Below are 14,214 nucleotides of genomic sequence, written 5' to 3' on the forward strand. Positions count from 1 at the left end.
TCATTGTTATGAAGAAGAAGCTTTTTTCCATACTACTGGCAGGATTATTACCCGGATGGCTACACGCTCAGGAGGCTACACCGCAATGGCGCCCCGTGTATCATTTTACAGCGCCCAAAAACTGGCTGAACGATCCCAATGGATTGATCTATATAGATGGGGTGTATCATTTATATTACCAGCACAATCCATTTGAAAACAAGTGGGGCCACATGAGCTGGGGGCATGCTACCAGCAAGGATCTGATTAACTGGAAACACCTGCCGGTAGCTATTCCGGAAATAGAAAAGAAAGATACCACCACCTGGATCTTCTCCGGCTCCGCAGTATTGGACGAACATAACAGCAGCGGTTTTGGTAAAAATGGGGAGGCCCCCATTGTGGCTATTTATACGGCGGATCAGCCAAAGCAGCAAAAGGAATCACAATTTATTGCCTTTAGTAACGATGGCGGCTTAACCTACACCAACTATAGCGGCAACCCGGTAGTAGATATTCAGAAGAAGGATTTCCGCGATCCCAGCGTGATCTGGCTGGAAGACCAGCACAAATGGCTCATGACAGTAGCGGTACCTGCCGAACATAAAGTACAGTTCTACTCATCTGAAAACCTGAAAAACTGGGAGCTGCTGAGCGAGTTCGGCAACCAGGGCGATACCCGTAAAATATGGGAGTGCCCATCTTTAACGCCCCTGTATGTAGACGGTAATCCTGCAAAAAAGAAATGGTTGCTGATGATATCTTCCGGCAACCCCGACGCCGCTACCGGCATGCAGTATTTTACCGGCGACTTCGACGGCAAAACATTCACCAATGATAACAAGGCGGAAAGCCAGCTGTTTGTGGATTACGGCAAAACTTTTTACGCCGCCATTCCCTACAATCATCTGCCGGACAACCGGCAAATGATGATCGGCTGGCTCATGCCATTTGAAACGCCTACCTCACCGTGGCGGGGGCAGATGTCGATTCCACGGGATCTGCAACTGAAAACTACGGCAGCGGGTATACGTTTATTCCAGCAGCCATCTGCAGCGATCAGTACCTATCTTCATAAATTACCTGCGGCTAAAAAACTAACACTGAAAGCGCAAACGATTAATAGCAAAGCGCTGGAGTTGAGCAGTAGCAAAGGTTTTAATACCAATACCAATTGGGTGGATGCTGAGTTCACCATTGGCACCGCCGCTGATTTTGGCTTTAAAATAACACAGCAGGTAGTTGTGGGGTATAATGTACAACGGAATGAACTATATATCCGTGATGGAAAAGATGTACAACACGTAAGCATTCCGCCTGCTAACAATAAAATCAGGTTACAGGTGCTGGTGGATAAATCGTCTGTAGAAGTATTTGTAAACGACGGGGAAAAAGTGCTCACTACTTTAATATTCCCGGATAAAACGGCTACGGGGTTTGCGGTGTTTGCGGAGAACGGAGATGTGCAGTTGAATGCATTGAAAGCGTGGGATCTGAGTAAGTAAGGGGGAGTTGTTTTATAGACAGGCGCCGGCTCTTTTTTGAGTCCGGCGCTTTTTTTATGCCGGTTGCTTTCCCAGTTCTTTGTTTACCCTCCGAAAGGCAAATGGTTTGAAACCATTGTGATATTTCACTATAGTGTTCCTGCTCATATTTCGTGCGAATGCATCGTAGTAAAGTACTTTGATTTAAAAAGAGGCAATTTCTGTAGCTATGCCTGTTAAGCTTTTCCTGCTGATCATGCAGGGTTGTATTCCGGAGTACGATACGAAGGTATGCATTGACGAAGCCAGGGAAAAACAAACCCGCCGTTTTTGCCGCTTTTTGCCGGTTTATGCCGGAATCGGTGGGTTCGCAAAGTATTCATAGTGTATGGGGAGTGTATTGGAAGTGTATTATGAGTGTATGGTGAGTGTATGGGGAGTGTATAGGGAGTGTATAGGGAGTGTATAGGAACTGTATAGGGAGTACGACGCATAGACGAGTCCTAAGTATCTGAGAAGTATCTGAGAAGTATGCGAGAAGTAATAGACTTATATATTAAATATCGTAAATAACATGGTAAAAGTTGACACTATCTCAAATTATTATTTATTTTAATTAAAATATAGTTTTGAGATAGTGTCACAATTAAATATTATTTATTTAGTGCTTGTTGATATTGATAGTCAATCAACTTTAGAATCTTCCCATTTTGATCTTTTATTAACTTCAGTCTTCCGAATCCGTCATACTCATAATAGATGTTTCTTCCGGCTTCATCTTTTGTACCTGACAATCCTAACAACGGAGCATAAGAATAGGTACTAATGAAACTGCTACTTAAAGTGCTACTGTTGCGTAGCTTGTCAAGTTCGGTCTGTAATACAATATCACTAACCGGATTTTGCGTTATGGTGGGGTTGATTAGAGATTTTACGACTGGGTAGCTACTGTTCAAAACTTTAGCGACAGGATAAAGGTCATTATAACCCCAAAGATATACTTCATGAATGTTATTACTGTTAGATTGTTCCAGAATATTTCCAAATTTATCATAATCAATTATTTCAAAACGATCTTCAGAGGAGGCGCTACCTAGCTTTAGCTTGAATTTTTTTAGAGCAACTAAGTATTTGGTGCTACCCCAAATGCTATATTCGTAATGTGCTTTCTGGACCAATATATTATTTTCGTATTCCTCTTTTTCGACTAATTTCTCTATCATGTTTTTGCTTACCAATGAATCTACTGCGACGGATTCCTGAGCAGACATACCCGTTATGCCTGCTTTATCCTGGGGATATTTGAAAATACTTTTCAATGCGACTCCCTTGCTGTTTAACGTTTCGATAGTGGTGGGTAGCAGGTGTAACAAGTTCTGATAGCTATAGCTGGTGGTCGAGGATAAACTATCATTGTTATCCGTATAGGTTTTACTGACAGAGGTTAGTAATTTCTTGACACCGGAAACGACGGGATATTCAAAATAGCCAAAATCATCATTGAATCTGTATCCACCGGGCAGCCCTTCATTAATACAATTCCTTCCGGCTGTGTATATTATTTTCTGTCTTACTTTAAGACCATAGGTAGTATCAAAGAAATATGTTTGGTAAGTGTTTTTTGTTTCTGATATTAATTGATATACATTATCTTTTTTCTTATAGGTGCTTTCAGATATTAAATTACCACTCTTCCAGCCAGCGCTGACAAGTAACTGAGGGTCCGGGTAATGAGCATCGATTTTTTCATCTAATTCATAATCATACCTATAAATCGTTTTCCCATTGTCGCTTCCTTCGCCTATTTCGTACTTAGTAACAATAGGGTAAAATATACTGCTACCTCCAATGTCGGAATATGAAAAGATTGGTTTGCTAAGTATTTCCAACCTGGAATATGGTTGGGAATGTATCTTCGGATCAAATCCCGAAGCTGTCCAGCAAAAAGTATAGTTTTGTTCATAGGTACGGCTTTGAAATAAAGAGGTAATAAAGCTAACGTTGCCATTGCCTGATTCATTTTCTCCATATTTATAATCTTCCTGTTTTGCTAATTTGCTTTCGGCAGTATACGATTTAATACTTTTTACTCTTAGACCGGGCCCTTTTTGCACTACTGTTATTTGGTGAGTCCCTCTGCCAGCCCAGGTAAGTGTCACTAAAACTTCGTCATCAGTATCATCATTGGGGTCTGATGGATCAGGATAAATATTCGCTGTTATTTTGTATTTCTGACCGGCTGTTAAGGCAACTCTAATTGTCCGGGAAACCTGCTCCCCAGCCACAGTAGTATATCTTACAGACGCCCCGGTTGTTAAATTTTCAAATAGGACATAAGGTTGCGTGGCATTTGTCCATAAGGGAATGATCAATCTTAATTCTGCGGGCAGTGGATCGTTTATGCCAATTGTAGCGGGGGATATAAATTCAACTGTTCTGTAAGTGACATTAGGAGGATCGTCCTTCTTCGCTGCTATAAAATAGCTTCCACCGGGATCACTCTCTGTTTTAGGCGCCAGAATGCGGTTGGCTTCAAACTCGAAATCTGTATATCCGCCTGTCGGGTAGTAAATCCTTTTTAATATTCCTGCCCGCATATTATTTTCATCCGGCTCGCGATTGGCAGCCGGATTTATTACGGAGGTTGTGGTATAACCTATAATATCTGAATAACTATACTGTCTTCCCATCTCATCGAGAGAAATTAGTTGTTGATTCTCCGGATGACCATTACTATATCCCCACCAGTCAATGCCACAATTCATTCGTGGAGGCAGTTTGTATTGTTCTTCGTATTCCATTTTATACCGTAGTACCGAATCCTGGTTGTTGCCCACTTCGCTCACTCCAGTTAGTTTTAAACGATATTTATCCCGGATGGAAGCAAAGAAATTGTAACCTTCATCTGAATAAAAATAATCGTGCGTCAATGCCATTCTCTTTACTGGCCTGGTATTGTTTTCCACAATAATGGAATCTAATATTAGTCCCCCAAAATCCAGGCGTTCATTTTTTCCAGCAACGAACCTGACCTTGCCACCTGGGAAAGTAATCTTACTGGGATAGTAGTCTTCAAACTCCTGGTAATTAATGCTTCTTACAGGAACAAATGATGAGCTAAAGCTCACATATTGGCACCCGGAAGTGCCATCAGGACATGACATGGGTACGAGTCTGGGGGCTCTTCCCAATGAAAGGCTATAATCAATTGTTTGCCGTCTTCCCTGATTATATCCTACATAATCAAATGAAATGGTGTCTACTTTGTTATCAAGAATAATTTTGGTTAACAGCCAGCTTGTAACAGGCCAATACTTTATTCCACCGAATTCGGGATATGAACTGCTAGTGCCTTTTTTCTCAAACCAGTAGGTAGTGCCATTATGATCAATTATAGAGAAAATGCCGCCACTGTAGTTAATCTTCAGATTATTATGCGGTATGGACCTTATTTCCTTATTGGGACCAAATACAAATTTTCCAGACAGACCAGCAACGTTATAATAAAAGATATCGGGTTCGCTATCCCTCTTTCTATCTGTGATATCAATCAGAGCGTTGTAGTCATCGCCTGTAATGGCATTTTCCCTTTTAATCGGATAGTAAAATGAACCATAGGAGTCATCATCCGGAACACCCATTACGGTTCTGGTGATGGCACCACCAGCCTTTAAACTCCAGCCTATTCCTACCCAGCTTGCATAGTCATCTACCTTTATACCAGCGGCGTGGTAATCAAATGAGATGGGCAGCGTGAAATTCCGGACTACGATATTGTAAACGGGAATGCTGATCGAGGGAAGACCGGTGAACAGGCTGACTGGATATATGCCGTACTTTGTTATGGAAGCAGCTTCTGGTGATGGGGTAATCAACTTAGGTAAAGTTACAGCTTCAGATTGTGCGTTCAGTAAAAATGGGAAAAGTAAATAACTAAATAAATTCGTAAGAATCTTCTTCATAGATAATATAAGTATGATATTATTATTTCATGATAAATTAGCTGTGCTAACATTCAGGTTTGTGAAAAGAACTTGAATACTTTAAAGAGCTTTTAATTATTTAGCCCAAAGAACAAGGGGTAACGTTGGTTAACGCGTATATATTTCATAATTAGTATAGGCTAACGGTTAGGATTATAATTTGTGGTGAAAATAGTTATTTCCTTTCAAAGAATCCAAATTCATATAAATTTAATATTCAGTGCGGCGTTGGTAACTTGCTAACACGCTTGCAAATTTGTATGCTGGCTGCTTTGAATCGTGAAGTGTTTTATTTTCAACTGTTGTTTGAGAATATGATGAATTGTATGTACTTTTATTTTGAAATTTTATCGTTGAATTAAACAACTTTTAGCCCTTTAGTAAACTTTCTGTACCCATGAAGATGTTCAATGTATTGTTAACGCAACCCTTCTTAAATCCACCGGCCTTAATCGAACTAAATAGTTTTTTATCCCGTTCAGGAATATGAGACTGGCATTTCGGTAACGGAACCAGGACATATCGAATCAAGAGAGACAAATTTGAATTTTGTTTGTAAATGAAATAAATATATATATATCTATGAAATTATTTTTTCTCAACATTGTTATGTTGTTCCTATGTGCGTTAACCGCCACCTCCCAAAATTTATTTCCATCAACAGGCAATGTGGGGATTGGCACTTCTTCGCCATCGGCGTTGTTGCATGTAAATGCAGGGAATATTAAGCTTACTAACCCTACCGGTTATCCATACGGGGTTAATATGGATATTAACTTCACCGGCACATGGGCCAGGGAATTTGGAATATCGTACAATAGTGCGGGGAAACTTGCCTCCTTTGGTGTTTTAGGGCTTAATGGCACTGTTACATATGCTTACATAGGCGGAAATACTACGGCAGATGCTGCCAACGTGTCTCCCTGGATGGTCTTTAAGCCCAATGGCTATGTCGGGATTGGGACAGTTGCGCCGGGCGCGCGATTAAGCGTTGAAACCCCCGATAGTACTGCGGATAATTTTGTCAGGTTGGAAAATAAGGGTGTTACGAATTCATTATTGTATATCGGAAGCGCGAGTACCGTATTTCCTGTGATAGAATATCGTAAGAAAAACGTGATTGAAAGTTACAGTGATCTGCATATTTCAGCAGCAAATGCCGGCAGTAACCTCTATTTTGAAACAGGGAGACTGAGTGCTGCTGCTACCATCAGGATGACAATCAACAGTGCTGGCAATGTTGGAATTGGAACTACGACTCCAGGCAGTTATAAGCTTGCAGTGGAAGGCACTATTGGTGCGAAAAGGATGAAAGTAACCCAGGGAAGCTGGGCAGATTTTGTGTTTCATCCGGACTATAAGCTACCTGCATTACAGGAAGTAGAGTGTTTTATCAAAGCCAACAGGCATTTGCCGGAGATACCTTCGGCCAGAGAGGTAGAGAACGACGGATTAGATTTGGGAGAGATGAATAAGAAACTGTTGCAGAAGATAGAGGAGCTGACCTTGTATATGATTGAAATGAGGAAAGAGAGTATTGCACAGCGCGCCGAATTGGAGACGTTAAAGATGGAAATGAAGAAGAAAAATTAGTTGTTATCCCTATTGAACTAAGTAGCACTATGCATAAATTTTATCTCATTATAGTGTTGTTGGTTTTTGCAGTAACACTGCATGCACAGCAGAATAAACCGGATGTCACAGCCCGGCCAGCTGCTGCCCCGGTTACCGTACCGGGTGCCTATACCAATACCACGATTAATTACGTACGTACCTGGGAGCCAGCTGCCCCGCTTACTGATACGTCCTATGTAGCCTCGTCCAGCCGGCCTGTAACAGAGGTGCGGCAGGCAACTCAATATTTTGATGGACTTGGACGTCCGTTACAAACCGTATCAAAAGGCTTGAGCGTTTCTGGCAAAGACATGGTGAGCCCTGTTGTATACGACGCTTTTGGCCGGGAGCAGTTTAAATATTTGCACTACGTGCAGCAAAGCGGGAATACCAGCGATGGTAAATTCAAAACAGACCCTTTTAATGCGCAGAAAGCTTTTTACCAGAACGCTGCCCTGGTACCCGGTGCGATAGGAGAAAGTGTGTATTATGATCGAGTCGACTACGAAGCTTCGCCGCTGAATCGCGTAATGAAAACATATGCTCCTGGTAACAGTTGGGCCAAGAATGATGCGGCTACCGTGGAGAGAGGTGGTAACCGCCCGCTAGCTAATCAGTACCTGATAAATGCGCTGTCAGATTCTGTACGTATCTGGGATTTTGCGGTGGGTGGCATTATTCCTACCAGTGGTGCCGGCCGTATATATGCTGCAGGGCAGCTATTCAAGACCATCACTACTGATGAAGCCGGCGGTCAGGTGGTGGAATACAAGGACAAGGAGGGGCGGATTGTATTAAAGAAAATACAGTTAGCTACCATACCCGGCACCGGGCATGTGGGCTGGTTATGTACTTATTATGTTTATGATGAATTGGGTAATCTGCGTTTTGTGATTCCTCCGAAAGCGGTGGAGGCCATCATCAGTAACTGGACTATCAGTACCGCCATTGCAGCAGAGCTTTGTTTTATTTATCGTTATGATGGCCGCAGCCGTATGATTGTCAAGAAAGTACCTGGTGCTGATTCCACTGAGATGGTGTATGATGTGAGGGACAGGCTGGCCTTTTCCCGGGATGGCAACATGAAAGGGATAAACTGGCTGGTCACCTTCTATGATGTATTGAACCGGCCTACCATGACGGCGCTGTATAATAATGCCAGCACCAGGGAAGTGCTGCAGGCCACAATGAATACCGCCACCGGTAATACACAGTCTATCCCTTATACTTTTCCTGGGACTGCTGATCTGGTGTTGGCTGCTCATGATGGTAGTTTACTGTACCAGGCTACCAATAGCATTACCCTTGAAAATGGTTTCGATTCCGGAACCGGAGCAGAAATAACAGCTGAGATCAATGCGGCTGCTACCAATGGTAATACCAGTGTTACAGTTTCCAACCCGCTACCAAATATTCCGGTGAGCGCATTAACCCCATTGACCTATACTTTTTATGAAGATTATAGTTTCACGGGTAAGCAAAGCTATGTTGGCGGGGATATCACCAAACCACAAGCGGGAAGTAACCCATATGCAGAAGCTTTGCCGGCGGTGGCCAGCACGATGATAAAAGGACTGGTTACGGGAACCAAAGTACGGGTATTGGGCACTAATCAATGGCTTACTACGACCAATCATTACAATGATAAAGGACGTTTAATCCAGTCAATATCGGATAACATGAGTGGTGGACTAGATGTCGTCACTAATTTGTATGACTTTAACGGCAAGCTGCTAAGTAGTTACCTGCGTCACCGCAATCTGCGCAGTGGAACAGCGTCACAGACTTCTGTGCTGACTATGATGGCATATGATGCCGGCGGGCGCCTGCTCAATATAAAGAAGCGGTTAAGTGATGATGTCGCATTGGAAAGAACCATTGTTGCTAATGAATATGATGAGTTAGGACAGTTAAAGAGAAAGCGTTTGGGAGTTACGGGAACCAGCACCCAATTGGAAACGCTGAATTATGAATACAATATTCGTGGATGGCTTAAGAGCATCAATAAAGATTTCATTCCAACCGCAGGAAGCACTGCTAATTGGTTTGGTCAGGACCTGAGTTATGATTATGGGTTCACCAGTTCTCAATTCAATGGCAATATTGCCGGCACTAAATGGAAAAGCCGTGGGGATGGAATAGCCAGGGCTTATGGATATGGTTATGACAAAGTGAACCGCTTAACAAAAGCCGATTTTACCCAGCAAAACACTGGCAGCACTGGTTGGACTAGCGACCAGAAGAATTTTTCTGTAAACGGGCTTTCGTATGATGCTAACGGTAATATCCAGTCCATGAACCAGATGGGCATGAATGGGGTGACCATACAAACCCTTGACAGCCTTAAATATGGTTATAATGCCGGCAGTAATAAATTATCTTTTGTTACTGATCGGAAGAATAATGCCCAAAGCCAGTTAGGTGATTTTAAAGAAATAACCAATAATGAAACAGCGGATTATATTTACGATGCGAACGGCAACCTGACAAAAGACAATAATAAAAATATTGCTGTCATCAGTTATAATCACCTGAACCTGCCTGAGAGTATTACGATCACCGGAAAGGGAATGATTAAATACCAGTATGATGCTATGGGGAGCAAGCTCAAAAAAATCGTTACCGATAATACAGTTACTCCAGCCAAAGTTACTACCACAGATTATATAGATGGTTTTGTGTATCAGAATGACACCCTGCAGTTTTTAGGTCATGAGGAAGGTCGGGTACGTGCTGTTTTTGCGGCAGGACAACCACTGGCGTTCAAGTACGATTATTTTGTAAAGGATCACCTGGGAAATACCCGCATGGTATTAACAGAGCAAACGGACTTTTCTATGTATGCTGCCACGATGGAAGCGCCGGCTGCCGCTACTGAAACAGCATTGTTCAGCAATGTTGACAATACACGCGCCGATAAGCCTGTCGGCTACCCGGTGGATGAAAGCGCCGGGCAGAATGCTTCTGTTGCAAAACTAACTGCAACCGGTACTGGCAAGAAAATAGGTCCCTCCATTGTGTTACGTGTCATGGCAGGGGATACCATTCAGCTCAGCGCCAAAGCGTTTTATAAATCCGGTGGACCTAAGGAGAAGGAGGATGGAACAACCAATGCAGAAAACATATTGGCAGACCTGGTCCAGGCCTTTAATGGAGGATCAGCAGAGGCAGGTGCACATGGTGCAGGTGCCGCGGCTCAACAGACACCATTTAACAGCAACTTTTATAATAACGATTACCGGCGTTTGAAAGAAAAGGAGGCTGATCAGCCGGATAATAACAGGCCTAAAGCCTATCTTAATTTTGTACTATTCGACGATCAGTTTAAATTAGTGGACGCGAATAGTGGAGTAAAGCAGGTAAAAGCGGAGCCGGATCAGCTGCAGACGCTCAGCCAGGATAAGATGGTGATAGATAAATCCGGGTTCCTGTATGTATATACCAGCAATGAGGGAACCCAGGAAGTGTTTTTTGATAATGTATTGCTAGGGGTTAATTCAGGTCCCTTGCTGGAAGAGACACATTATTATCCATTTGGGTTGACGATGGCAGGGATTAGTTCGAATGCGTTGAAAGGATCGAATTATGCGGAGAACAGATTAAAGTATAATGGAAAGGAATTACAGAGTGGGGAGTTTGGAGATGGAAGTGGATTAGAGTGGTATGATTACGGAGCAAGAATGTATGACGCACAGATAGGTCGTTTTTTCACACAAGATGCCTATGCTGAAAAGTATAATACCATGTCTCCATACCAATATGGAGCTAATAATCCGATAAATAATGTAGATATAAATGGTGATAGTGTATTTGTGACAACTGGCGCTGGACAGAGATTACATTATGGTTATACTTCAGGAGGTGGTTATGGTTTTTATTCTACTGGTGTAGATGCTGAAAGCGGTCTTCCTGTTGAAAATCGATATCAAGGTGGTGATAAGTTTGTAGAACAAGCATCTGCTGCTATAGGCAGAATTGGAATGAGTGGGAAGGAAGGGCGAGGACTTGTTGATGAATTAAGCACTTCAAATAATAAATTTTCATTGGAGAGCGGGAACGGTGTTAATAACTTTGTTGCCAATGGTACTCAAGCTGCTGGTGCATATGCTGCTCATCTGTCAGCTGATCCATCAATATCCGCATTAAAGCCTGTAGCTGGTGGTGCTGGAGGAAAGATAACCTGGGACCCTAAAGGAGCTAATGTATGGGTATTAGGAGGCAAACAGGATAATAATCCGATCTCAAATTTAGCACATGAAATGTTCCATGCTAGAGATGCTAACAGAGGATTGTTATATGATAAGCAATATCCATCAGGTGTATATAATGGGTTAGCACGGGATGAATGGCAAGCATCCTATAAAGAAAATCAAATTAGAGCGGCCAATGGATGGCCAATTAGAGAGTATTATAGGTCTGCTGTAGATCCATCAGGAAGTCCGTTAGGAGGGGCCGCGCCGCGGCTTTTGAACAGAAAGAACCAACCTATAAAACCGAATTGGATGCCTGCAGGGTGGTGATTTTAAAATTAAAACCAATGATGAAGAAATTAATATTTTACATAGGATTAATGCTATTGGGAATGTCATGTAAAGTACCAATGGGAGGCCGTGATAATAGCTTAATGAAACAGGTGTACCAAAATCAAAAGTCTTATTATGATATAAAAATCAGTGATAAGAAAGACTATATAAGTATTATCAATTTTGGTAGTAAGGGTAGGGAAGAACTATATAAGAAAAACGGGATACAGCTATCAGGATTACGGGATTGTATTGTGTTGGAAGGATTTAATCCTGGTTGGGGAAATTATCGTGGATTACTTATAAGCGATAAGGGGAGTTATGCTTATAGGAATAATGCGACAGGGGAATGGGATATGGAGTTAATTAACATTGATAGTGATGATGTTGAAAAAAAGGCAGGGATTGAAAGAAATATTATAGATAAAGTGAGATTATGGGATACTTTGTATATCAATAACCAAAGAAAGCAGTTAGGGGCTTATGTGACTGATGGATTTGTTTTTATGGCAACGCGAGTTCAATATGTTGATAGCCATAATACAAAGATAGAAACTATGGCGTTTAATGAATTTGCACACTAAAAATTAGTAGTGTCATAAAATACATAAGCCGCAGGCATTGCCTGCGGCTTATGTATTTTATGAGTTAAAGGCTTTTTTAGCCTTGGTATTTTGAATAATATTATCAATAAGGAAGCTTTTTCAACATTCCCCGGTAGTAGTCCTCATAAACTTAAAAATCAATTCCTTATTGTCAGCTTGCATAAATGCAAAAACCTTTTTATCACCCCCCACCTGCCTCACCGCATCATTTTTTTTCTTTACTTTGTCCACAGAAGCAGCAAACCACATTTCACTTTATGTTCCACGCGAATGATATAAAGGAATGGCAGCGTCGTATCAGCTTATACGACGACGAGGTAGCGTACAGGGAACTGTTCCTGTACTTCTATAAGCCACTGCTGAAGTTTGCCACCTCTTTTGTAAAGTCTGCCGAAACAGCGGAAGAAGTGGTGTCCGACGTGTTCATCAGCCTCTGGGAACGCCGCCAGCAGCTGGAAAACGTGAATAACCTGCAGGTATACCTGTATGTAAGCGTAAAAAATACATCTCTGAAATACCTGCTCAAACAAAAGAAGCAATCTGCTATCACGATTGATGAATTGTCTGTAGAGCTGGCAAGTCCGCATCAGAACCCCGAACAGATGTTGCTGACGGCAGAGATGCTTTCGCGCATTGAGGCCGCTATCGAAGGACTGCCGCCCCGCTGCAAGATCATTTTTAAGCTGATCCGTGAAGATGGCCTGAAGTATAAAGAGATAGCCGAAATTCTGAATGTGTCTGTTAAAACCATTGATAACCAGCTGGCCGTTGCCCTCGCTAAAATCGCCAGGGTATTGAATGTGCAGCTGAAGAAATCTTCCCGCTGATACCCCGTCCGGAAAATATTTTTGTTTCCTTTAGTAGATATTGATTCCAAATGGTACCTATATACAGAGTAGCTATCGAAACGTTATGAATAATAAGCGCGTATGGGAACTGATAGGCAGGAAACTGGCCGGAGAAGCATCTGCAGAAGAACTGCAGGAGCTGGAAGGTTTATTGCGTGTCTACCCTGATCTTCACTTTCCTGTAGAAGCCATTACAGATATCTGGAAAACCACACCTGATCCGGCCGACAGGGCGGAGGGAGAGGACGCGCATACCCGTCTTATCAGCCGTATGCAGGAGAAGGGGATAGCTATTGGTTTACCAACGGAAGAACAGCAGGCGGCTGTTTTCCAGCTGGAAACCCGGACAAGAAGCCCCTGGCTGCGTTACCTTGCGGCCGCAGCAGTTGCCGGCATCCTCATAGCAGCAGCAGCCTGGTGGTGGCGGCCCGCCGGAAAAGCGGTTCATTCACCCGCTATCAGCGAAGTAACCACCCGTAATGGTTCCCGCACTTCCGTACAACTGCCCGACGGCTCCCACGTATGGCTCAATGCCGGCAGTAAACTCACTTACAGCAAAGATTTTGGCAATAACAACCGCGAGGTAAACCTCAGCGGCGAAGCCTTTTTTGATATCGCTAAAAACGCGGACTATCCCTTTATTATCCACACCACCCGCATGGACGTGAGAGTATTGGGAACCCGGTTTAACCTGAAAGCTTATCCAGGTGATAAAATGACCGAAGCCACGCTGCTGCAGGGCAGTATTGAGGCTTCTCCCGCCAGCCGCCCCGGCGAACGGATCATCCTGAAACCCACAGAAAAAATCCTGGTATCGGACGACTCTTTACACGAGGTAAAAACCAATGATCCGGTAATGGCGGTAAAACATCTTACTTACTATGCAGAAAAAGAAGATGCGATTGTAGAAACTTCCTGGATGGAAAATAAACTCGTATTCCGCGATGAGTCATTCGCGTCGCTGGCCGCCCGCATGGAGCGCTGGTACGGGGTAACTATCCAGTTTGCCGATAAAAGGAAAGAAGAGCTGCGGTTCACCGGTGTATTTGCACAGGAAAATATTCAACAGGCATTGCAGGCATTACAAATGACTGCTGTATTTAATTATACCATCCACGGTACAGAAATTATTATTAACCAGTAATATTTCCGTTATGAAAAAAGGAAACAGATTTAAT

General features: G+C 42.7%; 8 protein-coding genes. 7 read left to right on the forward strand and 1 reads right to left on the reverse strand.

Features of this window, described 5'->3' with window-relative positions; genetic code table 11:
- Window positions 1-8: 8 nt before the first annotated feature.
- The gene (locus ACMXI2_RS02580) at window positions 9-1,484 is read left to right on the forward strand and encodes a glycoside hydrolase family 32 protein (protein WP_483780163.1); all 1,476 of its coding nucleotides are present in this window, start codon (window positions 9-11) and stop codon (window positions 1,482-1,484) included.
- A gap of 208 nt (window positions 1,485-1,692) precedes the next feature.
- Entirely contained in the window at window positions 1,693-1,848 is a 156-nt protein-coding gene (locus ACMXI2_RS02585) for a hypothetical protein (protein WP_483780164.1), read from the forward strand.
- Window positions 1,849-2,116: 268 nt separating this feature from the next.
- On the opposite strand, the gene ACMXI2_RS02590 is transcribed toward ACMXI2_RS02585, so the two are convergent.
- Entirely contained in the window at window positions 2,117-5,425 is a 3,309-nt protein-coding gene (locus tag ACMXI2_RS02590) for a hypothetical protein (RefSeq protein WP_483780165.1), read from the reverse strand.
- A gap of 603 nt (window positions 5,426-6,028) precedes the next feature.
- Between ACMXI2_RS02590 and ACMXI2_RS02595 the strand changes: the two genes are divergently transcribed.
- The 5 genes from ACMXI2_RS02595 (at window position 6,029) to ACMXI2_RS02615 (ending at window position 14,180) form a co-directional block, all read left to right on the forward strand.
- Window positions 6,029-7,039 carry a hypothetical protein gene (locus tag ACMXI2_RS02595; RefSeq protein WP_483780166.1) on the forward strand — a complete coding sequence of 337 codons (1,011 nt, stop codon included), beginning with the start codon at window positions 6,029-6,031 and terminating at the stop codon, window positions 7,037-7,039.
- A gap of 29 nt (window positions 7,040-7,068) precedes the next feature.
- Entirely contained in the window at window positions 7,069-11,580 is a 4,512-nt protein-coding gene (locus tag ACMXI2_RS02600; RefSeq protein WP_483780167.1) for a DUF6443 domain-containing protein, read from the forward strand.
- Window positions 11,581-11,597: 17 nt separating this feature from the next.
- Window positions 11,598-12,167, forward strand: coding sequence for a hypothetical protein (locus ACMXI2_RS02605; protein WP_483780168.1), 570 nt, complete (start codon window positions 11,598-11,600; stop codon window positions 12,165-12,167).
- Window positions 12,168-12,445: 278 nt separating this feature from the next.
- Window positions 12,446-13,015 carry an RNA polymerase sigma-70 factor gene (locus ACMXI2_RS02610; protein WP_483780169.1) on the forward strand — a complete coding sequence of 190 codons (570 nt, stop codon included), beginning with the start codon at window positions 12,446-12,448 and terminating at the stop codon, window positions 13,013-13,015.
- An 85-nt stretch (window positions 13,016-13,100) separates the two neighbouring features.
- Window positions 13,101-14,180 carry a FecR family protein gene (locus tag ACMXI2_RS02615; protein ID WP_483780170.1) on the forward strand — a complete coding sequence of 360 codons (1,080 nt, stop codon included), beginning with the start codon at window positions 13,101-13,103 and terminating at the stop codon, window positions 14,178-14,180.
- Window positions 14,181-14,214: the final 34 nt, after the last annotated feature.

The organism is Chitinophaga sp. G7 BAM 1005, assembly GCF_057126945.1.

Coding starts and splice junctions, on each gene's coding strand:
- ACMXI2_RS02580 (WP_483780163.1), top strand. CDS start 9: ATGAAGAAGAAGCTTTTTTCCATACTACTGGCAGGATTATTACCCGGA.
- ACMXI2_RS02585 (WP_483780164.1), top strand. CDS start 1,693: ATGCCTGTTAAGCTTTTCCTGCTGATCATGCAGGGTTGTATTCCGGAG.
- ACMXI2_RS02590 (WP_483780165.1), bottom strand. CDS start 5,425: ATGAAGAAGATTCTTACGAATTTATTTAGTTATTTACTTTTCCCATTT.
- ACMXI2_RS02595 (WP_483780166.1), top strand. CDS start 6,029: ATGAAATTATTTTTTCTCAACATTGTTATGTTGTTCCTATGTGCGTTA.
- ACMXI2_RS02600 (WP_483780167.1), top strand. CDS start 7,069: ATGCATAAATTTTATCTCATTATAGTGTTGTTGGTTTTTGCAGTAACA.
- ACMXI2_RS02605 (WP_483780168.1), top strand. CDS start 11,598: ATGATGAAGAAATTAATATTTTACATAGGATTAATGCTATTGGGAATG.
- ACMXI2_RS02610 (WP_483780169.1), top strand. CDS start 12,446: ATGTTCCACGCGAATGATATAAAGGAATGGCAGCGTCGTATCAGCTTA.
- ACMXI2_RS02615 (WP_483780170.1), top strand. CDS start 13,101: ATGAATAATAAGCGCGTATGGGAACTGATAGGCAGGAAACTGGCCGGA.